We start from the raw sequence: 20,722 nt of genomic DNA, 5'->3' as shown, positions 1-20,722 counted from the left end.
GAGGTTCGAAATGGCGTTATTAAATGTAGATCAATTATCGGTGCACTTCGGCGACGAAGGCAGCGAATTCCGCGCCGTAGACCGTATCAGCTACAGCGTGAATCAGGGCGAAGTGGTCGGTATCGTCGGCGAGTCCGGCTCCGGTAAGTCGGTCAGTTCGCTGGCGATTATGGGGCTGATTGACTATCCGGGGCGGGTAAAGGCAGAGAATCTGATTTTTAACGATCAGGATCTGAAGCGCATCTCCGGTAAAGAGCGACGTAACCTGGTCGGCGCCGAAGTGGCGATGATTTTCCAGGACCCGATGACCAGCCTGAACCCGTGCTATACCGTCGGTTTCCAGATTATGGAAGCGATCAAGGTGCATCAGGGGGGCAATAAACAGACTCGTCGTCAGCGGGCCATTGACCTGTTGACCCAGGTAGGCATCCCGGATCCGGCGTCGCGTCTGGACGTCTATCCGCACCAGCTTTCCGGTGGAATGAGCCAGCGCGTGATGATCGCGATGGCGATTGCCTGTCGGCCAAAACTGCTGATTGCCGATGAGCCGACGACAGCGCTGGACGTCACCATCCAGGCGCAAATTATTGAGCTGCTGCTGGAGCTACAGCAGAAAGAGAACATGGCGCTGGTGCTGATCACCCACGATCTGGCGCTGGTGGCGGAAGCGGCGCATAAGATCATCGTGATGTACGCAGGGCAGGTGGTGGAGACGGGCGACGCGCACGATATTTTCCGCGCGCCGCGTCATCCGTACACCCAGGCGCTGCTGCGGGCGCTGCCGGAGTTTGCTCAGGACAAAGCGCGGCTGGCCTCATTGCCGGGCGTGGTGCCGGGCAAATATGACCGTCCGTCGGGCTGTCTGCTCAATCCGCGTTGCCCCTATGCCACCGACAGATGCCGCGTGGAAGAGCCGGCGCTGAACCAACTGGGCGGCGGTCGTCAGTCAAAATGTCACTATCCACTCGATGATGCCGGGAGGCCCACACTATGAGTACGCACGAGGCCACCTTGCAACAGCCGCTGTTGCGGGCCATCGATCTGAAAAAACACTATCCGGTGAAGAAGGGGCTGTTTTCTGCTGAACGGCTGGTAAAAGCGCTGGACGGCGTGTCGTTCACCCTGGAACGCGGGAAAACGCTGGCGGTAGTCGGCGAGTCCGGCTGCGGGAAATCGACGCTTGGCCGCCTGCTGACGATGATCGAAACGCCGACCGGCGGCGAGCTCTATTATCAGGGGCAGGATCTGCTGAAGCACGATCCGCAGGCGCAGAAGCTGCGTCGGCAGAAGATTCAGATTGTGTTTCAGAACCCGTATGGTTCGCTGAACCCGCGCAAGAAAGTGGGGCAGATTCTGGAGGAACCGCTGCTGATCAACACTTCGCTCAGCAAGCAGCAGCGTCGCGAGAAAGCGTTGGCGATGATGGCGAAAGTGGGGCTAAAAACCGAGCACTACGACCGCTATCCGCACATGTTCTCCGGCGGTCAGCGTCAGCGTATCGCCATCGCCCGTGGTCTGATGCTCGACCCGGACGTGGTGATTGCCGATGAACCGGTTTCCGCGCTCGATGTCTCCGTGCGCGCGCAGGTGCTGAACCTGATGATGGATTTGCAGCAGGATCTGGGGCTCTCCTACGTCTTTATCTCCCACGATCTGTCGGTGGTTGAGCACATTGCCGATGAAGTGATGGTGATGTATCTGGGCCGCTGCGTGGAGAAGGGGACGAAGGAGCAGATCTTCAGTAACCCGCGCCATCCGTACACCCAGGCGCTGCTCTCCGCCACGCCGCGTCTCAACCCGGACGATCGCCGCGAGCGCATCAAGCTGACCGGCGAGCTGCCAAGCCCGCTCAATCCGCCGCCGGGCTGCGCGTTTAATGCCCGTTGTCGTCGTCGCTTCGGCCCCTGCACGCAGCTGCAGCCGCAGCTTAAGGACTACGACGGTCAGCTGGTCGCCTGTTTTGCCGTCGATCAGGATGAGAATGCGCAGAAGCCGCTGATTTAACCTTCCCACCATGCCGGATGGCGGCTGCGCCTTATCCGGCTTACACCCGGAATCCAGGCCCGGTAAGCGTCAGCGCTACCGGGCTTTTCTCTGTTATTCAATCAGTTTTAACAGCGGTGACAGGCACAGCAGCACCCCGTACAGCAGAATCAGCCAGCTTTTCAGGCCGCGCAGTTTCTCCAGTTGCCCAACCTTATAAATCAGGAAGCACGGGATCAGACAGGAGACAATACCGTACAGCGGGCTGCCGAGCTGGAAAAAGACCAGCACCGACACGCGGAACGAAACCCAGATAGCCAGCGTGGCGACGATAAAGACGCAGATCCCCAGCGTGATAACGCGTGAAGGAATGCGCTCAACGTTGACGATACGGCCCAGCAGATTGAGCACTATCCCTTTCATCGCCTCATGGAAACCCAGATAGATGCCGAAAAAGGCGGTCAGCACGGCAAAGATATTCAGCACCGTCGAAGTGATATGAATCACCGGACCGGGAATGACCTGAGCGGCCAGCGCCAGCGCGGAAATATTTTGCTCGAACGCCGAGACCGCTTCCTCATGGCTGATGGAAAAGGTAAATGAGAAAGAGAAAAACAGAATCACCGCGATCAGCGTGATGTAGCTGATGCGGTGGCTGCGAATCGCCATTCGGGTCGCCAGCACCCGATCGGCTTCACGCTTGCGATAGGCGATATTCATCGGATTCAGCACCTGGATAAACACCGCCGAAAAGAAGCAGAACGGAATGGTCAGCAACACGTCGCGAAAGAACACCGGTGCGGGTGGAAAAGCGCTGATATTGGCAAAATTCCAGTGCGGGATCATCGCCATGCCAAACACCACGATAATGCCGACTTTCACCACGACCATCGGTCCCGAAATCTTAAACAGCAGCTTCTCGCCGCCCGAGGCGATAGCGACCAGCGCAGCGAAGATGGCCGTTTTATACAGCAGCGACTGCGAGAGATCGGCCTGCGTCAGGCCAAAGGTGCGGAGATAAGAGGCGCTGTCGAAAACCACGGAAAGCGAGTAGATGAAGATGCCGTGGATAATCATCAAAAAGTAGATAACGCCGAGAAAAACGCCCCAGTTTTTGCCGAGATAATGACTGATGACGTCGGTGTAGTCATGACAGGTTTCGCTTTCGGAAAGCGTCCTGAGATAGATATCCTGCACGATCCAGGTCGCCGGGTAAGCGATAAGCGACGCGGTAATAAATACCCAAATCCCTTTTAGTCCAATTTGTACCGGCATCAGGACCGTACCTGCGCCGATCGCCATGCCAATGCATAGCAGAACCCAGCCGAAATCGTAGCGGGTAAAAGGTAGACTGCGTGAGGTCGATTCGCTCGCGCTGTTGTGGTGAGAAAGTGGTGTGTCGTGCTGCATGAAGTCCCCTGCCAGAAATAGCCTCCACGGCGTCATGGCCGCAAGGGGACGCAATTCTACAGAAGCGCAGGAGACACTGCCAGCCGATTGAGGATTTGCGAGACGCCACGCAGTGTGAAACACGGGCGGATGTGCAGGCAGACCGCTTGCCGTAGAATCCGCAGCAAGCCGGGGCAACCCGGTGAGGCGCAACGTTGCGGGGGCTTGATCCCTGGCGGCGTTGAGTTGCTGGATAAAGAGAAAACCCCCGCACGTTGTTCGGTAAAAACCTGGCAACAAAACGGGGGCTAATCTTGAACCTCAACAATTCAAGGATAGCCGCGAACGGTTGCCATTGCAACACAGGCGGCTATATGACGCTGATTCAGTTAGGCATTGCCTTCTGGCACGATTTAGCGGCTCCAGCCATCGCGGGTATAATCGCGGGAATGGTTGTGAACTGGTTACGTAGCAGGAAGTAATCCCCTGACGGGCGTCTGCCTGCCGCAGTGGCAACATGCGCCCGAACCAGGCCGCAGGGATATCCTTGCGGCCTTTTTCGTTTACTGCGGATACGGCACCCAGTCGCCGCCGTTCAGACGAACGTACGGTTTATCCTGATACTGGATCACCACCGCGTTGGCGTTTTCCGACACCGCCGCGGTTTGCGGCAGGTTGCTGGTCAGCTTCGTCCAGTCGACCGGGTCTTCGGCGAAGATCTTCCCGTCGAGTACGCGCACCACCAGCTCCGAAACCGCCAGATAGCTGCTCGGTTGGTCAATTTCAATCGGCGCGCCCTTATGCGGCGCCTTCATGCCGAAGAATTTCACCCCGGCCGGGACGTTGGTGATCGACGGGCTGGGGATATCGCGCAGGCCGGAAACCTGCATTCTGTCGCCCTTCAGCGCGCCGCCGTGTTCCGGCACCACCACCACCATGACTTTACGTCCGGACTTCTCCAGTTGCGTAAAGAACGCTTCCAGTTCATCAAAGAATTTCTGCGCGCGCGCTTTATAATCCGCCGTCTTGCTGACGCCCGGATAGTGGTTGCCGTCGTGCAGCGGCAGGGTGTTATAGAAGGTCGCGCTACGTGTACCTTTGTCTTTTTCGGTGGTTTCCAGCCAGCGATTCAGTACCGCGGTATCGTCATACACCGGCGATCCATCAAAGCCCAGCAGCGGAACCGGTAAACCGCTCTGATCCATCAGTTCAGCCTGCATACCGCCGTTTTCCCGTACTTCTTTCAGGAAGCCGCCGAACTCGCCGTTATGCCCCATCATCAGATGTTCAGTGAAACCAAGTTTCTTCAGATTATCAAACAGATAACATTCGTTACCGGCTGGCTGGTACAGATTGGTATGCGACGGCTGACCGCAGCTGGCGCGCAGCAGACGAATCGCCGCCGGGCCGCTGTAAGAGGTCGCAGAGTTAAAGTGCTTAAACTGAATATCAAAATGCGACCACAGCGGATGTGACATCAGCCCCGCGGCTTCAATATCGGACCATGAGAGCGAACAGATATTGATCACCAGCAGCTCAAACGGCTGAGCATCTTCCGGTAGCGCCGCCGGGAAAGACGTTTTGCGTTTCGCTTCGGCGTTATAGAACGTATTCAGCCAGGCGTTGAGGTTGGCCGAGGTCGGCGGCGCCGTTTGCGCAGGTATATCGCCGACGACCGGCGCGCCTTCCGCAGTGGCGATTGTCGCCGCTGCCGTGCCGCCGGTGGTGGTGACCGTATTTGTCGGCTGTCCGGCAGGCCACAGCGAGAAGCTCGGCCCTGCCAGCGTCAGGATGTTCAGCCAGACCAGAATAGCGACCACGAAGACGGTCACGCGGATCCACTGCGATAAAAACAGCCACGCCACCAGCAGGACGAAGACGGCGCCAATCATCTGCCAGTTGATAAACCGGGTGACCAGATCGAGCAGGTAGTCGCTACTGAATGCCGCCACCTGCGAACCCTGGCTTAACATACTTTCCGGTCCCGGCAGCCAGGTATCGTGCCAGAACAGGCCAAAGCCGATCGGAATCGCGACCCAGTGGCGCAGGCGATGCAGTTTGTAGCGCGGTATCGGCATCAGCAAAAACGCCATAAACACCAGGTTCAGCAGCGGGTGGAAATTCAGATAGCCAGCCCACAGCAGGCCGAACTTCACCAGAAAATAGAAGTTCCAGCCTGAAAGCCCGCGCCAGTACTGCCAGAGAGGTGAAGACGGCGAGGCGTGTTGAGTATGTTGAGTCATTTTTTATTCGCTCTGGAAATCACCGTGCGGCGCAAGGTTCCGGCCGGTTTAACATAACGAGGTTTAGCAAAGATCAGTCGGACGATATTGCCGATTCGGCGCAGGGAATGGCGCGCCAGATAACCCAACGGAAAGAAGATCAGCGCGCATACGACGATGATCTGCAGAATATCGCTGATGCTCATCATGGCGCAGGCTCCCTTTCATCGTCCAGTAAGCGTATCGGTTGCGGAATACGGCGCCACACTCTGCCGTCGTGTTCGGCATTCAGAACCGGCTTCGCCTCCTGGGTCAGCGGCAGCGGCTGTCCCCACATTTCAGGCGACAGCAGGCGCATCTGCACCAGTTCGGCGCTAATCTGGTTGTCTTCAAACCAGACCATGCGGTTAGAGAAAAGATCGCCCGTCGGCAGCGGGAAAATGTGGTTCAACGCGGTGTCGAGATCGTTTACCCGGCAGAAGGATAAAAACAGCACCAGCCGGTTGCCGCCGATGGTGACGATATCGCCGGTACGGTGCGGACGGCAGAGCGTTAACGCTTGTTCGACGCGGATACCCGGCACCGGGCGCAGCGCCACCATCACCCCTTTGCCGTCGGCGGGCAGCAGGGTGTTGCTCATCATATTATTCACCGCGTCGCAGAACACGTCCCATTTCTGAAAGCCGCGCAGCTTCATCGGCTGGGTCATCGACAGCAGGGTGGTGATATCTTCCGGAACGTAGCGGCTGAACTTCTGACCCTGCACGCTCTCAATCAGCGTCAGGCAGCGGGACAGCGGGGCGTTCCACGGAATGACCATATTGGCGCCGCAGCCTAACAGCAGCCGCTCGTCGGTAGCGCGCAGGCTGGCGATATTTTCCCGCACCAGAATTTTCAGCGCGCTGCCGCGCTGGCGGCGCAGGGTATGAATACTGCGCGCCAAAGGCTCAATCTGGCTGTTTTGCTGAAGCGAGAAGACCAGCGTCGCCGCCTGGGCGGTGCGGGCTTCATTGAATAACGCGTCGTTGTTGTCGAATAACTGCCAGTGCTCCGACAGCGGCGGCGCGCCTTCGAGGACGGCCAGGTTGCTGAGGATGCGTTTTTCATCGCTGCGGGGCTGGATTTCAGCCTCTTCTTTCTGCGCCAGCGCCCACTTTCCGTCACGATGGTGAACGGTGAGCTGCTGGCGGGCGCTGACTCCTTTCTCATTGCACCAGAATGCAATGTCCAGCAGATGCTGGTCGCCCTGATAACGCATACTGGCCAGTCCGAACAATGATCGGTATTCACCCATTAATAATGAGAACTGTTTATCATTATTATTTCCAGGGTTAATTACCAGAACGGAACAGTGATGAAAACGCGTCCACTTATTCATTTTATCCAGCCACCGCCGCAAACGTTCCGCCGGGATATTTTGCCATGCATTATTTGCGCACAGAAGGATGAATAAGTAATGGGTAGGATCAATCGTACAGACTAAATCGCGGGACATAAAGTATAGTCCCTTCTCTGAATTTGGCATAGAAAATAGCTGGATTTTTTCCGGGCCCTGAGATTCTTCTAATTTGAATGTTTTTCCGGGATCGCCGCCCATGCAAATGCCCGCGACTTTTGCCGTCCCGGTTTGAAAAGCGATGGTTTGATTCGCCAGACCAACCGCATCTTCAATGCGATCGGTATTAACCCACCAGACGCCGCCAGCTGGCATATGGCGAAGTTCATCCCATAATGATGAGATACCAAGTGAAAATACGGGCTCCACAGCGTTCCTCGGGTCGCTATTTGTCTGTTTATCAGTTTACTAGCGAAAGCACAGAAATAAACCTAACATTGAAATTAAAACGCATCAGCTTTAGCATGTGAATCAATTCTGCTGGCAGGATGCGTTGCAAAAACGGCCGTTTCGATTCCATGACACGTATTTGTTGAACAATGAAAACACAAAAAATACGCGTTACCTGACGACATTGATTTTCGATGGGAAGGAAGCAGAATGCAAACAGAAAAAATGTCTGAAGCGCGGCGAGTATATTCAAAGAGATAAACAAATGTCTGACAACGAACCCGACACTCAGTCTGATTCAGCTTTAGGCTATACCTTTCAAAACGACTTCCTGGCTCTGAGCCAGGCTTTTTCATTGCCTGAATTTGATTACACCGATATATCCCAACGTGAACAGCTGGCCGCCGCGATTAAACGTTGGCCACTGCTGGCTGAATTTGCGCAACAACAATAAGGGAGTCGTGGATGGCTATTCTGGGGCTTCAGGGCATTCGCGGCGGGGTAGGCACCACGTCTATCACTGCGGCGCTGGCCTGGTCATTGCAGTTATTGGGGGAAAACGTCCTGGTCGTGGACGCCTGCTCCGATAATTTGCTGCGCCTGTCGTTCAACGTTGATTTCGCGCATCGCGACGGCTGGGCCAGAGCGCTGCTCGACGGCCGTGACTGGCGCGAGGGCGGGATGCGCTATACCTCGCAGCTGGATCTCCTGCCGTTTGGTCAGCTGACGGCGGAGGAACGCGACGATCCGGAACGCTGGCAGGCGCAGTTGGGCGAGATGGTGCCGGGCCTGCGCGCGCTGCAAGAGAGCGGACGCTATTCATGGATTTTACTCGATCTGCCTCACGGCGCGGCGCAGCTGACCCGCCAGTTAGTGAAGGCCTGCGATCGCACGCTGGCGGTGGTCAAAGCCGACGCCAACTGCCATATTCGCCTGCATCAGCAGGCGCTGCCTGTCGGCGCGCATATTCTGATTAACGATCTACGCATTGGCAGCCAGCTACAGGACGATCTCTATCGGGTCTGGTTGCAGAGCCAGCGTCGGCTGTTGCCGATGGTGATTCATCGCGATGAGGCGATGGCGGAATGCCTGGCGGCAAAGCAGCCGCTCGGCGAGTATCGTAGCGATTCACTGGCTGCCGAAGAGGTGCTGACGCTGGCTAACTGGTGCTTATTAAACTATGCCGACCAGACCACCGCCTCAGGGAAGACCGTCGTCGGGAGCGCATCATGAGTCTCCTGTCCCGGTGGCTGCTTATCCCGCCGGTCAGCGCGCGCCTGAGCGAGCGCTATCAGGGCTATCGTCGCCACGGCGCGTCATCTTTTAGCGCGGCGCTGGGCTGCTTCTGGACGATTATGGCGTGGATTTTCATTCCGCTGGAACATCCGCGATGGCAGCGGATCCGCGCTGAACATAAGGCCCTTTATCCGCATATTAACGCCGCCCGGCCGCGTCCTCTCGATCCCGCCCGCTACCTGATTCAGACGTTCTGGCTGATGGCGGCCGCCTCGCGTCGGCAGACGAGCAAACCGCGCTGGCGCACCTTTTCCCGCCTTGAGGGCGTGCGCGGGCGCTACCATCAATGGCTGGATGCGTTGCCTGAACGGGTGACGAAAAATACCCATCATCTTGATAAACAGAAAGAGCTGGGGCATCTCAGCGTTGGCGCGCGACGCATTATTATCGGGGTTATCGTCACCTTTTCGCTGATTCTGGCGCTGATTTGCGTGACCCAACCGTTTAACCCGCTGGCGCAGTTTATCTTCCTGATCCTGCTGTGGGGCATCGCGCTCATCGTGCGGCGGATGCCGGGACGTTTTTCCGCGCTGATGCTGATTGTGCTGTCGCTGACCGTCTCGTGCCGCTATATCTGGTGGCGCTATACTTCCACGCTGAACTGGGACGATCCGGTGAGCCTGGTATGCGGGCTGATTCTGCTGTTCGCCGAAACCTACGCGTGGATCGTGCTGGTGCTGGGCTATTTCCAGGTGGTCTGGCCGCTCAACCGTCAGCCTGTGCCGCTGCCGAAAGATATGTCGCAGTGGCCGACGGTGGATATTTTCGTTCCCACCTATAACGAAGATCTTCACGTGGTGAAGAACACCATCTACGCCTCGCTGGGCATCGACTGGCCGAAGGATAAGCTCAATATCTGGATTCTCGACGATGGCGGGCGCGAAGAGTTCCGCCAGTTCGCCCAGAACGTGGGCGTGCACTATATCGCCCGCACCACCCATGAGCACGCCAAAGCCGGGAACATCAACAACGCGCTGAAATACGCTAAAGGCGAATTCGTTTCGATCTTTGACTGCGACCACGTGCCGACGCGCTCGTTCCTGCAAATGACGATGGGCTGGTTCCTGAAAGACAAGAAGCTGGCGATGATGCAGACGCCGCACCACTTCTTCTCGCCGGACCCGTTTGAACGTAACCTTGGCCGTTTTCGCAAAACGCCGAACGAAGGCACGCTGTTTTACGGGTTGGTGCAGGACGGTAACGATATGTGGGACGCGACCTTCTTCTGCGGCTCCTGCGCGGTGATCCGCCGTAAGCCGCTGGATGAAATTGGCGGCATCGCCGTCGAAACCGTCACCGAAGATGCGCATACCTCGCTGCGCCTGCACCGTCGCGGCTACACCTCCGCCTATATGCGCATCCCGCAGGCGGCGGGGCTGGCGCCGGAAAGTTTGTCGGCGCACATCGGCCAGCGTATTCGCTGGGCGCGCGGGATGGTGCAGATTTTCCGCCTCGATAACCCGCTCACCGGCAAGGGGCTGAAGTTTGCCCAGCGGCTGTGCTACGTCAACGCGATGTTCCACTTCCTGTCGGGCATCCCGCGGCTGATCTTCCTGACCGCGCCGCTGGCGTTTCTGCTGCTGCACGCCTATATCATCTATGCGCCCGCGCTAATGATTGCGCTGTTCGTATTGCCGCATATGGTGCACGCCAGCCTGACCAACTCGAAGATTCAGGGGAAATACCGTCACTCCTTCTGGAGCGAAATCTACGAAACGGTGCTGGCCTGGTACATCGCGCCGCCGACGCTGGTGGCGCTGATTAACCCGCACAAAGGCAAGTTCAACGTCACCGCGAAGGGCGGTCTGGTGGAAGAGGAGTATGTCGACTGGGTGATCTCCCGTCCGTACATCTGGCTGGTGCTGATCAACCTGCTTGGCGTTGCGGTTGGCGTCTGGCGCTACTTCTACGGACCGGAAAACGAGATGCTGACCGTGGTCGTCAGCCTGGTGTGGGTGTTCTATAACCTGATTATTCTCGGCGGCGCGGTGGCGGTGTCGGTGGAAAGCAAACAGGTGCGCCGCTCGCACCGCGTGGAAATTTCGATGCCGGCGGCGATAGCCCGTGAGGACGGCCATCTGTTCTCCTGCACCGTACACGATTTCTCCGACGGCGGTCTGGGGATCAAAATTAACGGGCAGGCGCAGGTGCTGGAAGGACAGAAGGTGAATCTGCTGCTCAAACGCGGCCAGCAGGAGTACGTCTTCCCGACGCAGGTGGCGCGGGTCTGGGGCGACCAGGTGGGGCTGCAACTAATGCCGCTGACCACCAGGCAGCATATCGAATTTGTGCAGTGTACGTTTGCCCGTGCGGATACATGGGCGCTCTGGCAGGACAGCTACCCGGAAGACAAACCGCTGGAAAGCCTGCTCGATATACTGAAGCTGGGCTTCCGCGGTTATCGCCATCTTGCGGAATTCTCCCCGCCTTCCGTTAAAGTAATTTTCCGGTCACTGACCTCTCTGGTCGCCTGGATTGTGTCGTTCATTCCGCGTCGTCCGCAACGGGACGACGCGGCGGTGCAACAGCCGGATCAGGTTATGGCTCAACAATGATGATAACGCGATGAAAAGAAAACTTTCCTGGATTTGTGCAGTGGCAATGGGGATGAGCGCTTTCCCCTCTTTCATGACGAATGCGGCGCCTGCAACGCAACCACTGATCAATGCTGAGCCAGCCGCGGCCCCGGCAGAACCTGCTCCGGCGGATAATAATCAGCCCGTCGGACAGGTGATGCCTGGCGTACCGGGCGCGGATGCGCCGATCGTCGCGCAGGGTGGTCCTTCGCGCGACGTGAAGCTCACTTTTGCGCAAATCGCGCCGCCGCCGGGCAGCATGGTGCTGCGTGGCGTGAACCCGAACGGCAGCATTGAGTTTGGGATGCGCAGCGATGAGGTGGTGACGAAGGCGATGCTCAATCTGGAGTACACGCCGTCGCCGTCGCTGCTGCCTGTTCAGTCGCAGCTGAAGGTCTATCTTAACGATGAGCTGATGGGCGTCCTGCCGGTCACCCAGGAGCAGCTGGGCAAAAAGACGCTGGCGCAGATACCGATCAACCCGCTGTTTATCACCGACTTTAACCGTGTGCGGCTGGAGTTTATCGGCCATTATCAGCAGGTGTGCGAGAACCTGGCCAACAGCACGCTGTGGCTGGACGTGGGTCGCAGCAGCGTGCTGGATCTCACCTATCAGACGCTGGAGGTGAAAAACGATCTTTCGCACTTCCCGGTGCCGTTCTTCGATTCGCGCGACAATCGTCCGATGACGCTGCCGATGGTGTTTGCCGGCGCGCCGGATCGCCCATTGCAGCAGGCGGCGTCGATCGTCTCCTCCTGGTTTGGTTCCCGCTCCGGCTGGCGCGGCCAGCACTTCCCGGTGCTGTATAACCAGCTGCCGGACCGCAATGCCATCGTCTTTGCCACTAACGATAAACGCCCGGATTTCCTGCGCGACCATCCGCCGGTGAAGGCGCCGGTGATTGAGATGATCAGCCATCCGCAAAACCCCTACGTGAAGCTGCTTGTGGTGTTTGGCCGTAACGATAACGATCTGTTGCAGGCGGCAAAAGGCATTGCCCAGGGCAACATTCTGTTCCGCGGCAGCAGCGTGGAGGTTAACGAGGTGAAACCGCTGGTGGCGCGTAAACCGTACGATGCGCCAAACTGGGTGCGCACTGACCGTCCGGTGACCTTTGGCGAACTGAAGACCTATGAACAGCAGTTGCAGTCCTCGGGGATCGAGCCTGCGGCGATCAATATTTCCCTGAACCTGCCGCCGGATCTTTATCTGCTGCGCAGTACCGGTATTGATATGAATCTCAATTACCGCTACACCACGCCGCCGACCAAAGACAGCTCGCGCATGGATATCAGCCTGAACAATCAGTTCCTGCAGGCCTTTAGCCTGACCAGCAAAGAGAAGGACAACCGTCTGCTGCTGCGTCTGCCGGTATTGCAGGGGCTGCTGGATGGTAAAACCGACGTCTCGATTCCGGCGCTGAAGCTGGGGGCGATGAACCAGCTGCGTTTCGACTTCGAGTATATGAACCCGATGCCGGGCGGCACGGTGGATAACTGTATTACCTTCCAGTCGGTGCCGAATCACGTAGTGATCGGCGACGATTCGACCATCGACTTCTCGAAGTATTATCACTTTATTGCGATGCCGGATCTGCGGGCTTTCGCTAACGCGGGCTTCCCGTTCAGCCGGATGGCTGACCTGGCGGAAACCATCGCGGTGATGCCGAAAGCGCCAGACGAAGCGCAGATGGAAACGCTGCTGGACGTTACGGGCACTATCGGCGCGCAAACCGGCTTCCCGGCGATTAATTTGACCATTGTCGATAACAGCAGCCAGATTCAGAACAAAGATGCGGACATTCTGATTATCGGCATCCTTCCGGATGCGCTGAAGGACGATAAGCGCATCGACCTGCTGGTGCAGGCGACGCAAAGCTGGGTGAAGACGCCGCTGCGTCAGGCGGCGTTCCCGAGCATTATGCCGGATGAGGCCGACCGCAAAGCGGACGCGCAGGCCTCCGTCACCTCGAGCGGGCCGATGGCGGCGGTGATTGGCTTCCAGTCGCCGTTTAACGATCAGCGCAGCGTCGTGGCGCTGCTGGCCGATAGCTCACGCGGTTATGAATTGCTGAACGAAGCCATTAACGACAGCGGGAAGCGGGCGGTGATGTTCGGCTCCGTGGCGGTGATACGTGAGTCGGGGGTCAACAGCCTGCGCGTCGGCGATGTCTATTATGTCGGCCATTTGCCGTGGTTTGAGCGTCTGTGGTACGCCCTGGCGAATCACCCGATACTGCTGGCGGTACTGGCGGCGATCAGCGTGGTTCTGCTGGCCTGGGTGCTGTGGCGTCTGCTGCGCATCATCAGCCGCCGTCGTCTCGATCCCGATCATGAGTGATAAATGATGAACGCGTTGCGTAGTGGAATCGCCGCTGTCCTGATGCTGGCCGCGCTGAGCGCCCAGGCGGCCTGTAGCTGGCCTGCCTGGGATCAATTCAAAAAGGATTACATCAGCCAGGAAGGGCGGGTGATTGATCCCAGCGACGCGCGGAAAATCACCACGTCCGAGGGGCAAAGCTACGCCATGTTCTTTGCCCTCGCCGCTAACGACAGGCAGGCGTTTGATAGGCTGCTGGCCTGGAGTGAAAACAACCTGGCGCAAGGTTCCCTGAAGGAACATCTGCCCGCCTGGCTGTGGGGGCAAAAAGATCCGGATAACTGGAGCGTGCTGGACAGTAATTCCGCCTCCGACGGCGATATCTGGATCGCCTGGTCGCTGCTGGAAGCCGGGCGTTTATGGCAGGAGCCGCGCTATACCGACATCGGCAAAGCGCTGCTGAAACGGATTGCCAGCGAGGAAGTGGTGACGGTGCCGGGGCTGGGGTCGATGCTGCTACCCGGCAAAATCGGCTTTGCCGAAGAGAACAGCTGGCGCTTTAACCCGAGCTATCTGCCGCCGCAGCTGGCGCAGTATTTCACCCGTTTCGGCGCGCCGTGGACCACCCTGCGCGAAACGAATCAACGTCTGCTGTCAGAAACCGCGCCGAAAGGCTTCTCGCCGGACTGGGTGCGTTACGAGAAAAACAAGGGCTGGCAGCTGAAGCCGGAGAAAACGCTGGTCAGCAGCTATGACGCCATTCGCGTTTACCTGTGGGTCGGCATGATGCATGACCGCGATCCGCAAAAAGCGCGGCTGCTGGCGAAATTCAAACCGATGGCGACTCTCACCGCTAAAAACGGCCTTCCGCCGGAGAAAGTGGACGTCGCCAGCGGTAAAGCGCAGGGCAACGGTCCGGTAGGATTTTCCGCCTCTTTGCTGCCTTTCCTGCAAGACCGCGACGCGCAGGCGGTGCAGCGGCAGAGCGTGGCGGACCATTTTCCCGGTAGCGACGCCTATTACAGTTACGTGCTGACACTCTTCGGGCAGGGCTGGGATCAGCATCGTTACCGCTTCGCCGCCAACGGCGAGTTACTACCTGACTGGGGCCAGGAATGCGCAAGTTCACATTAAAAAAGTTGAAAATGCTGAGCGGTTTGTTGCCGGATGGCGGCTGCGCCTTATCCGGCCTACCGTCTCTCGTAGGCCCGGTAAGCAGCGCGCCACCGGGCAAATCGTCGGATGGCGGCTACGCCTTATCCGGCTTACCGTCTCTCGTAGGCCCGGTAAGCAGCGCGCCACCGGGCAAATCGCCGGAGGGTGGTTCCGGCATGTCAGGCAACGCGCCGCGTCGCCGTCGGGCGTTGTTGGGCCTGACGCTCGGTATGGCCCTACTGCCATTTATCGCCCAGGCCGCGCCTTCGGCGCAGCAGCAGTTGCTGGATCAGGTCCGGCTTGGCGAAGCCACGCACCGCGAAGACCTGGTGCGTCAGTCGCTCTACCGGCTTGAGCTGATTGATCCGAATAACCCGGACGTCATCGCCGCCCGCTTTCGCTATATGCTGCGTCAGGGCGACAACGACGGCGCGCAAAAGCAGCTCGACAGGCTTGCGCAGATAGCGCCTGACTCAAGGGCGTACCAATCCTCCCGCACCACGCAACGACTCGCCACGCCGGATGGCCGCCAGGCGTTGCAGGAGGCGCGCCTGCAGGCGACGACGGGCCATGCGCCAGAGGCGGTTGCCGCCTACGATAAGTTGTTCAACGGAACCCCGCCGGAAGGCGATCTGGAGGTCGAGTACTGGAGCACGGTGGCGAAAATTCCCGCCAGGCGCAATCAGGCGATCGGCCAGCTTAAGGCGATCAACGATCGCTCGCCGGGCAATAACACCCTGCAAAATACGCTGGCGCAGCTGCTGTTTGATAGCGACCGACCGGCGGAGGGCTTTGCCGTGCTCGAGCAGATGGCGAAATCCAGCAGCGGACGCAACGCCGCCGCCAATATCTGGTACGCGCAGATTAAAGATCTGCCGGTCAGCGATGCCAGCGTGAAAGCGCTGCAAAAATACCTTACCGTCTTTAGCGAAGGCGACAGCGTGGAGGCGGCGCGCGGTAATCTGAGTAAACAGCAACAACAGCTTGCCGATCCGGCGTTCCGCGCCCGCGCGCAGGGGCTGGCGGCGGTAGAAGCCGGGCAGGGCGGTAACGCGGTGGCGGAATTGCAGCAGGCGGTGAAAGCCAATCAAAATGACAGCGAGGCCGTGGGCGCGCTGGGCCAGGCTTATTCACAGCGCGGCGATCGCGCCAGCGCCGTGGCGCAGTTTAAGAAAGCGCTGGCAATAGACCCGCAAAGCCCGAGCCGCGATAAGTGGCAAAGCCTGCTGAAGGTCAACAGCTACTGGCTGGCTATCCAGCAGGGCGACGCCGCGCTGAAGGCCAACGATATCGACCAGGCCGAACGTCTTTATCAGCAGGCGAGAAATATCGATAACACCGACAGCTATGCGGTGCTGGGGCTGGGCGACGCGGCGATGGCGCGCAAAGATTATCCGGCGGCGGAGCGCTATTACCAGCAAACCCTGCGCATGGACAGCGGCAACACCAACGCCGTGCGCGGTCTGGCGAATCTCTATCGCCAGCAGTCGCCGGAAAAAGCCAGCGCGTTTATCGCCACCCTTTCCGCCAGCCAGCGCCGCAGTATTGATGATATTGAGCGCGGGCTGGAAAACGATCGTCTGGCGCAGCAGGCGGAAACGCTGGAGAGCCAGGGCAACTGGGCGCAGGCCGCGGAGTTGCATCGTCGTCGGCTGGCGCTGGACCCCGGCAGCGTCTGGATTACCTACCGTCTGGCACGCGATTTATGGCAGGCCGGACAGCGCAGCCAGGCCGACGCGCAGATGAGCGCGCTGGCGCGGCAGAAACCAAACGATCCGGAGCAGGTGTACGCCTACGGGCTGTATCTCTCGGGCGCCGAGCGCGATCGCGCGGCGCTGGCGCATCTCAATGCGCTGCCGCGCAGTCAGTGGAACGCGAATATTCAGGAACTGGCGGAGCGGCTGCAAAGCAATCAGGTACTGGAAACCGCAAACCGTCTTCGCGACAGCGGTAAAGAAGCTGAGGCGGAAGCGCTGCTGCGCCAGCAGCCCGCCTCCACGCGTCTCGACTTAACGCTGGCCGACTGGGCGCAGCAGCGGCGGGACTATGCGACCGCCCGCGGCGACTATAACCGCGTGCTGGCGCGCGAACCGGACAACGTTGACGCCCTGCTGGGACTGACCGAACTCGATATCGCTCAGGGCGACAAAGCGGCGGCGCGCGCGCGGCTGGCAAAACTGCCTGCGACCGCAGAGCCGTCCATCTCTGTGCAGCGTCGGGTGGCGCTGGCGCAAATGCAGCTTGGCGACACCGCAGCGGCAAAGCAAACCTTCAGCGCGCTGATCCCCCGGGCGAAATCGCAGTCGCCGTCGATGGAAAGCGCAATGGTGCTGCGGGACGCCGCGAGATTCCAGGCGCAGAGCGGCGAACCCCAGCGGGCGCTGGAGACGTATAAAGACGCGATGGTCGCTGCCGATATCACCCCGACGCGTCCGCAGGATAACGACACCTTTACCCGCCTGACCCGCAATGATGAAAAAGATGACTGGCTGAAGCGCGGCGTGCGCAGCGATGCGGCGGATTTATACCGGCAGCAGGATCTCAACGTCACCCTTGAGCATGATTACTGGGGCTCAAGCGGCACCGGCGGCTACTCCGATCTGAAAGCGCATACCACCATGCTCCACGTCGATGCGCCCTGGTCCGACGGGCGGATGTTCTTCCGCACCGATCTGGTCAATATGAACGTCGGCAGTTTCGCAACCGATGCCGACGGACGCTATGACGATAACTGGGGCACCTGTACGCTGGAGGAGTGTAGCGGCAACCGCAGTCAGTCGGATACCGGGGCGAGCGTGGCGGTCGGCTGGGCAAACGACACCTGGAGCTGGGATATCGGCACCACGCCGATGGGCTTCAATGTGGTAGATGTGGTCGGCGGCGTCAGCTACAGCAGCGATATCGGACCGCTAGGCTATACGCTGAACGCGCATCGTCGGCCTGTCTCCAGCTCGCTGCTGGCCTTTGGCGGCCAGAAGGATGCGCAAAGCCATAACGGCGACAGCAACGACGTTAACACTGGCAAAAAATGGGGCGGCGTGCGCGCCGACGGCGGCGGCATCAGCCTCAGCTACGACAAAGGGGAAGCCAACGGCGTCTGGGCCTCGCTCAGCGGCGACCAGCTCACCGGCAAAAACGTGGCCGACAACTGGCGGGTGCGCTGGATGACCGGTTACTACTACAAGGTGATTAACGAGAATAACCGCCGCGTCACCGTTGGCCTGAACAATATGATCTGGCACTACGATAAGGACCTTAGCGGCTACTCTCTCGGTCAGGGCGGTTATTACAGCCCGCAGGAGTATCTGTCGTTCGCGGTGCCGGTGATGTGGCGGCAGCGGACCGAAAACTGGTCCTGGGAGCTGGGCGGCTCCGTTTCGTGGTCGCATTCCCGCACCAAAACGATGCCGCGCTATCCGCTGATGAATCTTATCCCGGCGGATTACCAGAGCGCGGCGCGGGAGCAGACCAACGACGGCGGCAGCAGCCAGGGCTTTGGTTATACCGCGCGGGCGCTGGTTGAACGGCGCGTGACCTCCAACTGGTTTGTCGGCACCGCCATTGATATTCAGCAGGCGAAAGATTACACCCCAAGCCATTTTTTGCTCTACGTACGTTATTCCGCTGCGGGCTGGCAGGGGGATATGGATTTACCGCCGCAGCCGCTGGTGCCTTACGCAGACTGGTAATGGCCGGGAAGAGGACGACGCAACGATCAGCAGGCCGGATAAGGCGTAGCCGCCATCCGGCAAACGCTGGCCGGTATTAAGAAAAGTCCGTTTCAGATGAGACCTCTCTTAATACCGCGACGATCGGGTATACTCGGGCGGCATACAGGGATTTCCGGGGGAGACAATATTGCGCGTAAGTCGCTCGTTAACAATCAAGCAGATGGCGATGGTCGCGGCCGTTGTCATGGTGTTCGTTTTTATGTTTTGCACCGTTTTGCTGTTCCATCTGGTCCAGCAGAACCGCTATAACACGGCTACGCAACTGGAAAGCATCGCGCGATCCGTACGAGAACCTCTGTCAGCGGCGATCCTGAAAGGCGATATCCGCGAAGCGGAATCCATTCTTGCCAGCATCAAACCGGCTGGTGTGGTCCGCCGCGCCGATGTGGTGCTGCCAAACCAGTTTCAGGCGCTGCGCATGAGCTTTATCCCCGAACGGCCCGTGCCGGTGATGGTGACCCGCCTGTTCGAGCTGCCGGTGCAGATTTCGCTGCCGGTTTATTCGCTTGAACGCCCGGCGAATCCGCAGCCGCTGGCCTATCTGGTGCTGCAGGCGGATTCATACCGTATGTATAAGTTCGTCATGAGCGCCCTCTCTACGTTAGTGACTATTTACTTACTTTTATCGCTGATGCTGACCGTGGCGATTAGCTGGTGCGTGAACCGCCTGATTTTGCACCCGTTGCGCAAAATCGCCCGCGAGCTGAACGATATCCCCCAGCAGGAACTTATTGGCCATCAGCTGGCGCTGCCGCGTCTGCATCATGACGATGAGATTGGCATGCTGGTGCGCAGCTACAACCTCAATCAACAGCTGGTCAAACGGCAAAGCGAGGAGCTGACGGGCAACGCGATGCGCTTCCCGGTTTCCGAACTGCCGAATAAAGCCTTCCTGATGGGGCTGCTGGAGCAGGTGGCGGCGCGGCAGCAGACCACCGCGCTGATGATTGTCACCTGCGAAACCCTGCGCGATACGGCAGGCGTACTGCAGGAGGCGCAGCGGGAGATCCTGCTGTTAACGCTGGTGGAAAAACTGAAATCGGTAATTTCCCCGAGAATGGTGCTGGCTCAGGTCAGCGGATATGACTTTGCGATTATCGCTCACGGCGTGAAAGAGCCGTGGCACGCCATTACGCTGGGTCAGCAAGTGCTCACAATCATTAATGAGCGTCTGCCCGTTCAGGGGATCCAGCTGCGCCCGAGCTGCAGCATTGGCGTGGCGATGTTTTATGGCAACCTTAGCGCCGAGCAGCTGTATAGCCGCGCCATCTCCGCTGCGTTCACCGCCCGGCGAAAAGGTAAAAACCAGATTCAGTTCTTCGAACCTGAACAAATGGAAGCGGCGCAGAAACGGCTGACCGAAGAGAGCGATATTCTCACCGCGATGGAAAACCATCAGTTCGCGCTCTGGCTTCAGCCGCAGGTGGATATCGCCAGCGGCAGGGTGGTGAGCGTGGAGGCGCTGCTGCGAATGCAGCAGCCGGACGGTAGCTGGGCGCTGCCGGAAGGGCTTATTGAGCAGATTGAAAGCTGCGGCCTGATGGTCACCCTCGGCCACTGGGTGCTGGAGGAGGCCTGTCGCCAGCTTGCCGCCTGGCAAGAGCGCGGGATTGCGCTGCCGCTGTCGGTCAACCTGTCGGCGCTGCAGCTGATGCATCCGGATATGGTCAAAGACATGCTTGCGCTGCTGAACCGTTACCGTATCCAGCCGGGCATGCTGATTCTGGAGGTCACGGAAAGTCGCCGTATCGACGATCCGCATGCCGCGGTGGCGATTCTGCGCCCTCTGCGTAACGCCGGCGTGCGCATCGCGCTGGATGATTTTGGCATGGGCTATGCGGGGCTGCGCCAGCTTCAGCATATGAAATCCGTGCCGATAGATATGCTGAAAATTGACAAAATGTTCGTTGAGGGGCTGCCGGAGGATAACAGTATGATCTCTGCCATTATCCTGCTGGCGCGCAGCCTGAACCTGCAAACGATCGCTGAAGGGGTTGAGAATGACGTGCAGCGTGACTGGCTGACCGGCGCAGGGGTGGAAATCGCTCAGGGCTACCTTTTTGGCCGCGCGGTGACGGCGGAAATCTTCGAAGCACAGTATCTACAGCACAACTCTGTTAATTAAAATAGTTATAAAAGGGTGAACTTGTGCGAGCCAGCTCAAACTTTTTAACATTTTTGTTTCAATTATGATCCTGGTGCATTTCTGTCATGTTGTCGGGGTGTTATTTTAAGGCCGCAGGTTAACCATAACCTTACAAGAC

The 20,722-nt window shown here is 58.7% G+C and carries 14 protein-coding genes; 10 read left to right on the top strand and 4 right to left on the bottom strand.

Translation table 11 applies throughout. The annotated features are described in order from the left end of the window. The first annotated feature begins 10 nt into the window (after window positions 1-10). Both dppD and dppF read left to right on the top strand, forming a co-directional pair. Window positions 11-994 (top strand): dipeptide ABC transporter ATP-binding protein, encoded by a 984-nt coding sequence (gene dppD / locus K7R23_RS05165; protein WP_012908204.1) that lies wholly within the window; start codon window positions 11-13, stop codon window positions 992-994. Beyond that, window positions 991-2,004, top strand: coding sequence for a dipeptide ABC transporter ATP-binding subunit DppF (gene dppF, locus K7R23_RS05160; RefSeq protein ID WP_012908205.1), 1,014 nt, complete (start codon window positions 991-993; stop codon window positions 2,002-2,004). Before dppD ends, dppF begins: the two co-directional genes overlap by 4 nt. Before the next feature lie 93 nt (window positions 2,005-2,097). On the opposite strand, the gene K7R23_RS05155 is transcribed toward dppF, so the two are convergent. Then, on the bottom strand, window positions 2,098-3,393 hold the full coding sequence (locus K7R23_RS05155) for an SLC5/6 family protein (protein ID WP_012908206.1): 1,296 nt from the start codon (window positions 3,391-3,393) through the stop codon (window positions 2,098-2,100). Window positions 3,394-3,746: 353 nt separating this feature from the next. Here K7R23_RS05155 and K7R23_RS05150 point away from each other — a divergent pair, with 353 nt between their 5' ends. Further along, window positions 3,747-3,854 carry a type I toxin-antitoxin system toxin Ldr family protein gene (locus tag K7R23_RS05150; protein ID WP_012908207.1) on the top strand — a complete coding sequence of 36 codons (108 nt, stop codon included), beginning with the start codon at window positions 3,747-3,749 and terminating at the stop codon, window positions 3,852-3,854. Window positions 3,855-3,935: 81 nt separating this feature from the next. On the opposite strand, the gene bcsG is transcribed toward K7R23_RS05150, so the two are convergent. From bcsG to bcsE, 3 genes are read right to left on the bottom strand one after another with little or no spacing between them, the layout of a single operon-like run. Next, window positions 3,936-5,615, bottom strand: coding sequence for a cellulose biosynthesis protein BcsG (bcsG, locus tag K7R23_RS05145; protein ID WP_012908208.1), 1,680 nt, complete (start codon window positions 5,613-5,615; stop codon window positions 3,936-3,938). Further along, window positions 5,612-5,803, bottom strand: coding sequence for a cellulose biosynthesis protein BcsF (gene bcsF / locus K7R23_RS05140; RefSeq protein ID WP_012908209.1), 192 nt, complete (start codon window positions 5,801-5,803; stop codon window positions 5,612-5,614). Before bcsF ends, bcsG begins: the two co-directional genes overlap by 4 nt. Continuing rightward, window positions 5,800-7,359 (bottom strand): cellulose biosynthesis c-di-GMP-binding protein BcsE, encoded by a 1,560-nt coding sequence (gene bcsE, locus K7R23_RS05135; protein WP_012908210.1) that lies wholly within the window; start codon window positions 7,357-7,359, stop codon window positions 5,800-5,802. Before bcsE ends, bcsF begins: the two co-directional genes overlap by 4 nt. Window positions 7,360-7,645: 286 nt before the next feature. Here bcsE and bcsR point away from each other — a divergent pair, with 286 nt between their 5' ends. The 7 genes from bcsR (at window position 7,646) to hmsP (ending at window position 20,583) form a co-directional block, all read left to right on the top strand. Then, window positions 7,646-7,834, top strand: a complete 189-nt coding sequence (gene bcsR, locus K7R23_RS05130) for a cellulose biosynthesis protein BcsR (RefSeq protein ID WP_012908211.1) — start codon at window positions 7,646-7,648, stop codon at window positions 7,832-7,834. 11 nt (window positions 7,835-7,845) lie between these two features. Continuing rightward, on the top strand, window positions 7,846-8,613 hold the full coding sequence (bcsQ, locus tag K7R23_RS05125; protein ID WP_012908212.1) for a cellulose biosynthesis protein BcsQ: 768 nt from the start codon (window positions 7,846-7,848) through the stop codon (window positions 8,611-8,613). Further along, window positions 8,610-11,231, top strand: a complete 2,622-nt coding sequence (gene bcsA / locus K7R23_RS05120) for a UDP-forming cellulose synthase catalytic subunit (protein WP_012908213.1) — start codon at window positions 8,610-8,612, stop codon at window positions 11,229-11,231. Before bcsQ ends, bcsA begins: the two co-directional genes overlap by 4 nt. A gap of 10 nt (window positions 11,232-11,241) precedes the next feature. Beyond that, on the top strand, window positions 11,242-13,593 hold the full coding sequence (gene bcsB / locus K7R23_RS05115; RefSeq protein WP_012908214.1) for a cellulose biosynthesis cyclic di-GMP-binding regulatory protein BcsB: 2,352 nt from the start codon (window positions 11,242-11,244) through the stop codon (window positions 13,591-13,593). 6 nt (window positions 13,594-13,599) lie between these two features. Beyond that, a complete protein-coding gene (gene bcsZ, locus K7R23_RS05110) occupies window positions 13,600-14,706 on the top strand; it encodes a cellulose synthase complex periplasmic endoglucanase BcsZ (protein WP_012908215.1) in 1,107 nt (368 codons plus the stop codon). A gap of 197 nt (window positions 14,707-14,903) precedes the next feature. Next, window positions 14,904-18,416, top strand: coding sequence for a cellulose synthase complex outer membrane protein BcsC (bcsC, locus tag K7R23_RS05105; protein WP_042623034.1), 3,513 nt, complete (start codon window positions 14,904-14,906; stop codon window positions 18,414-18,416). 169 nt (window positions 18,417-18,585) lie between these two features. Further along, window positions 18,586-20,583, top strand: coding sequence for a biofilm formation regulator HmsP (hmsP, locus tag K7R23_RS05100; RefSeq protein ID WP_024133020.1), 1,998 nt, complete (start codon window positions 18,586-18,588; stop codon window positions 20,581-20,583). The last annotated feature ends 139 nt before the right edge of the window (window positions 20,584-20,722 follow it).

Source organism: Citrobacter rodentium NBRC 105723 = DSM 16636 (assembly GCF_021278985.1).
GTDB classification, from domain to species: domain Bacteria; phylum Pseudomonadota; class Gammaproteobacteria; order Enterobacterales; family Enterobacteriaceae; genus Citrobacter_A; species Citrobacter_A rodentium.
This window is presented reverse-complemented; position numbering and strand designations above follow the sequence as displayed.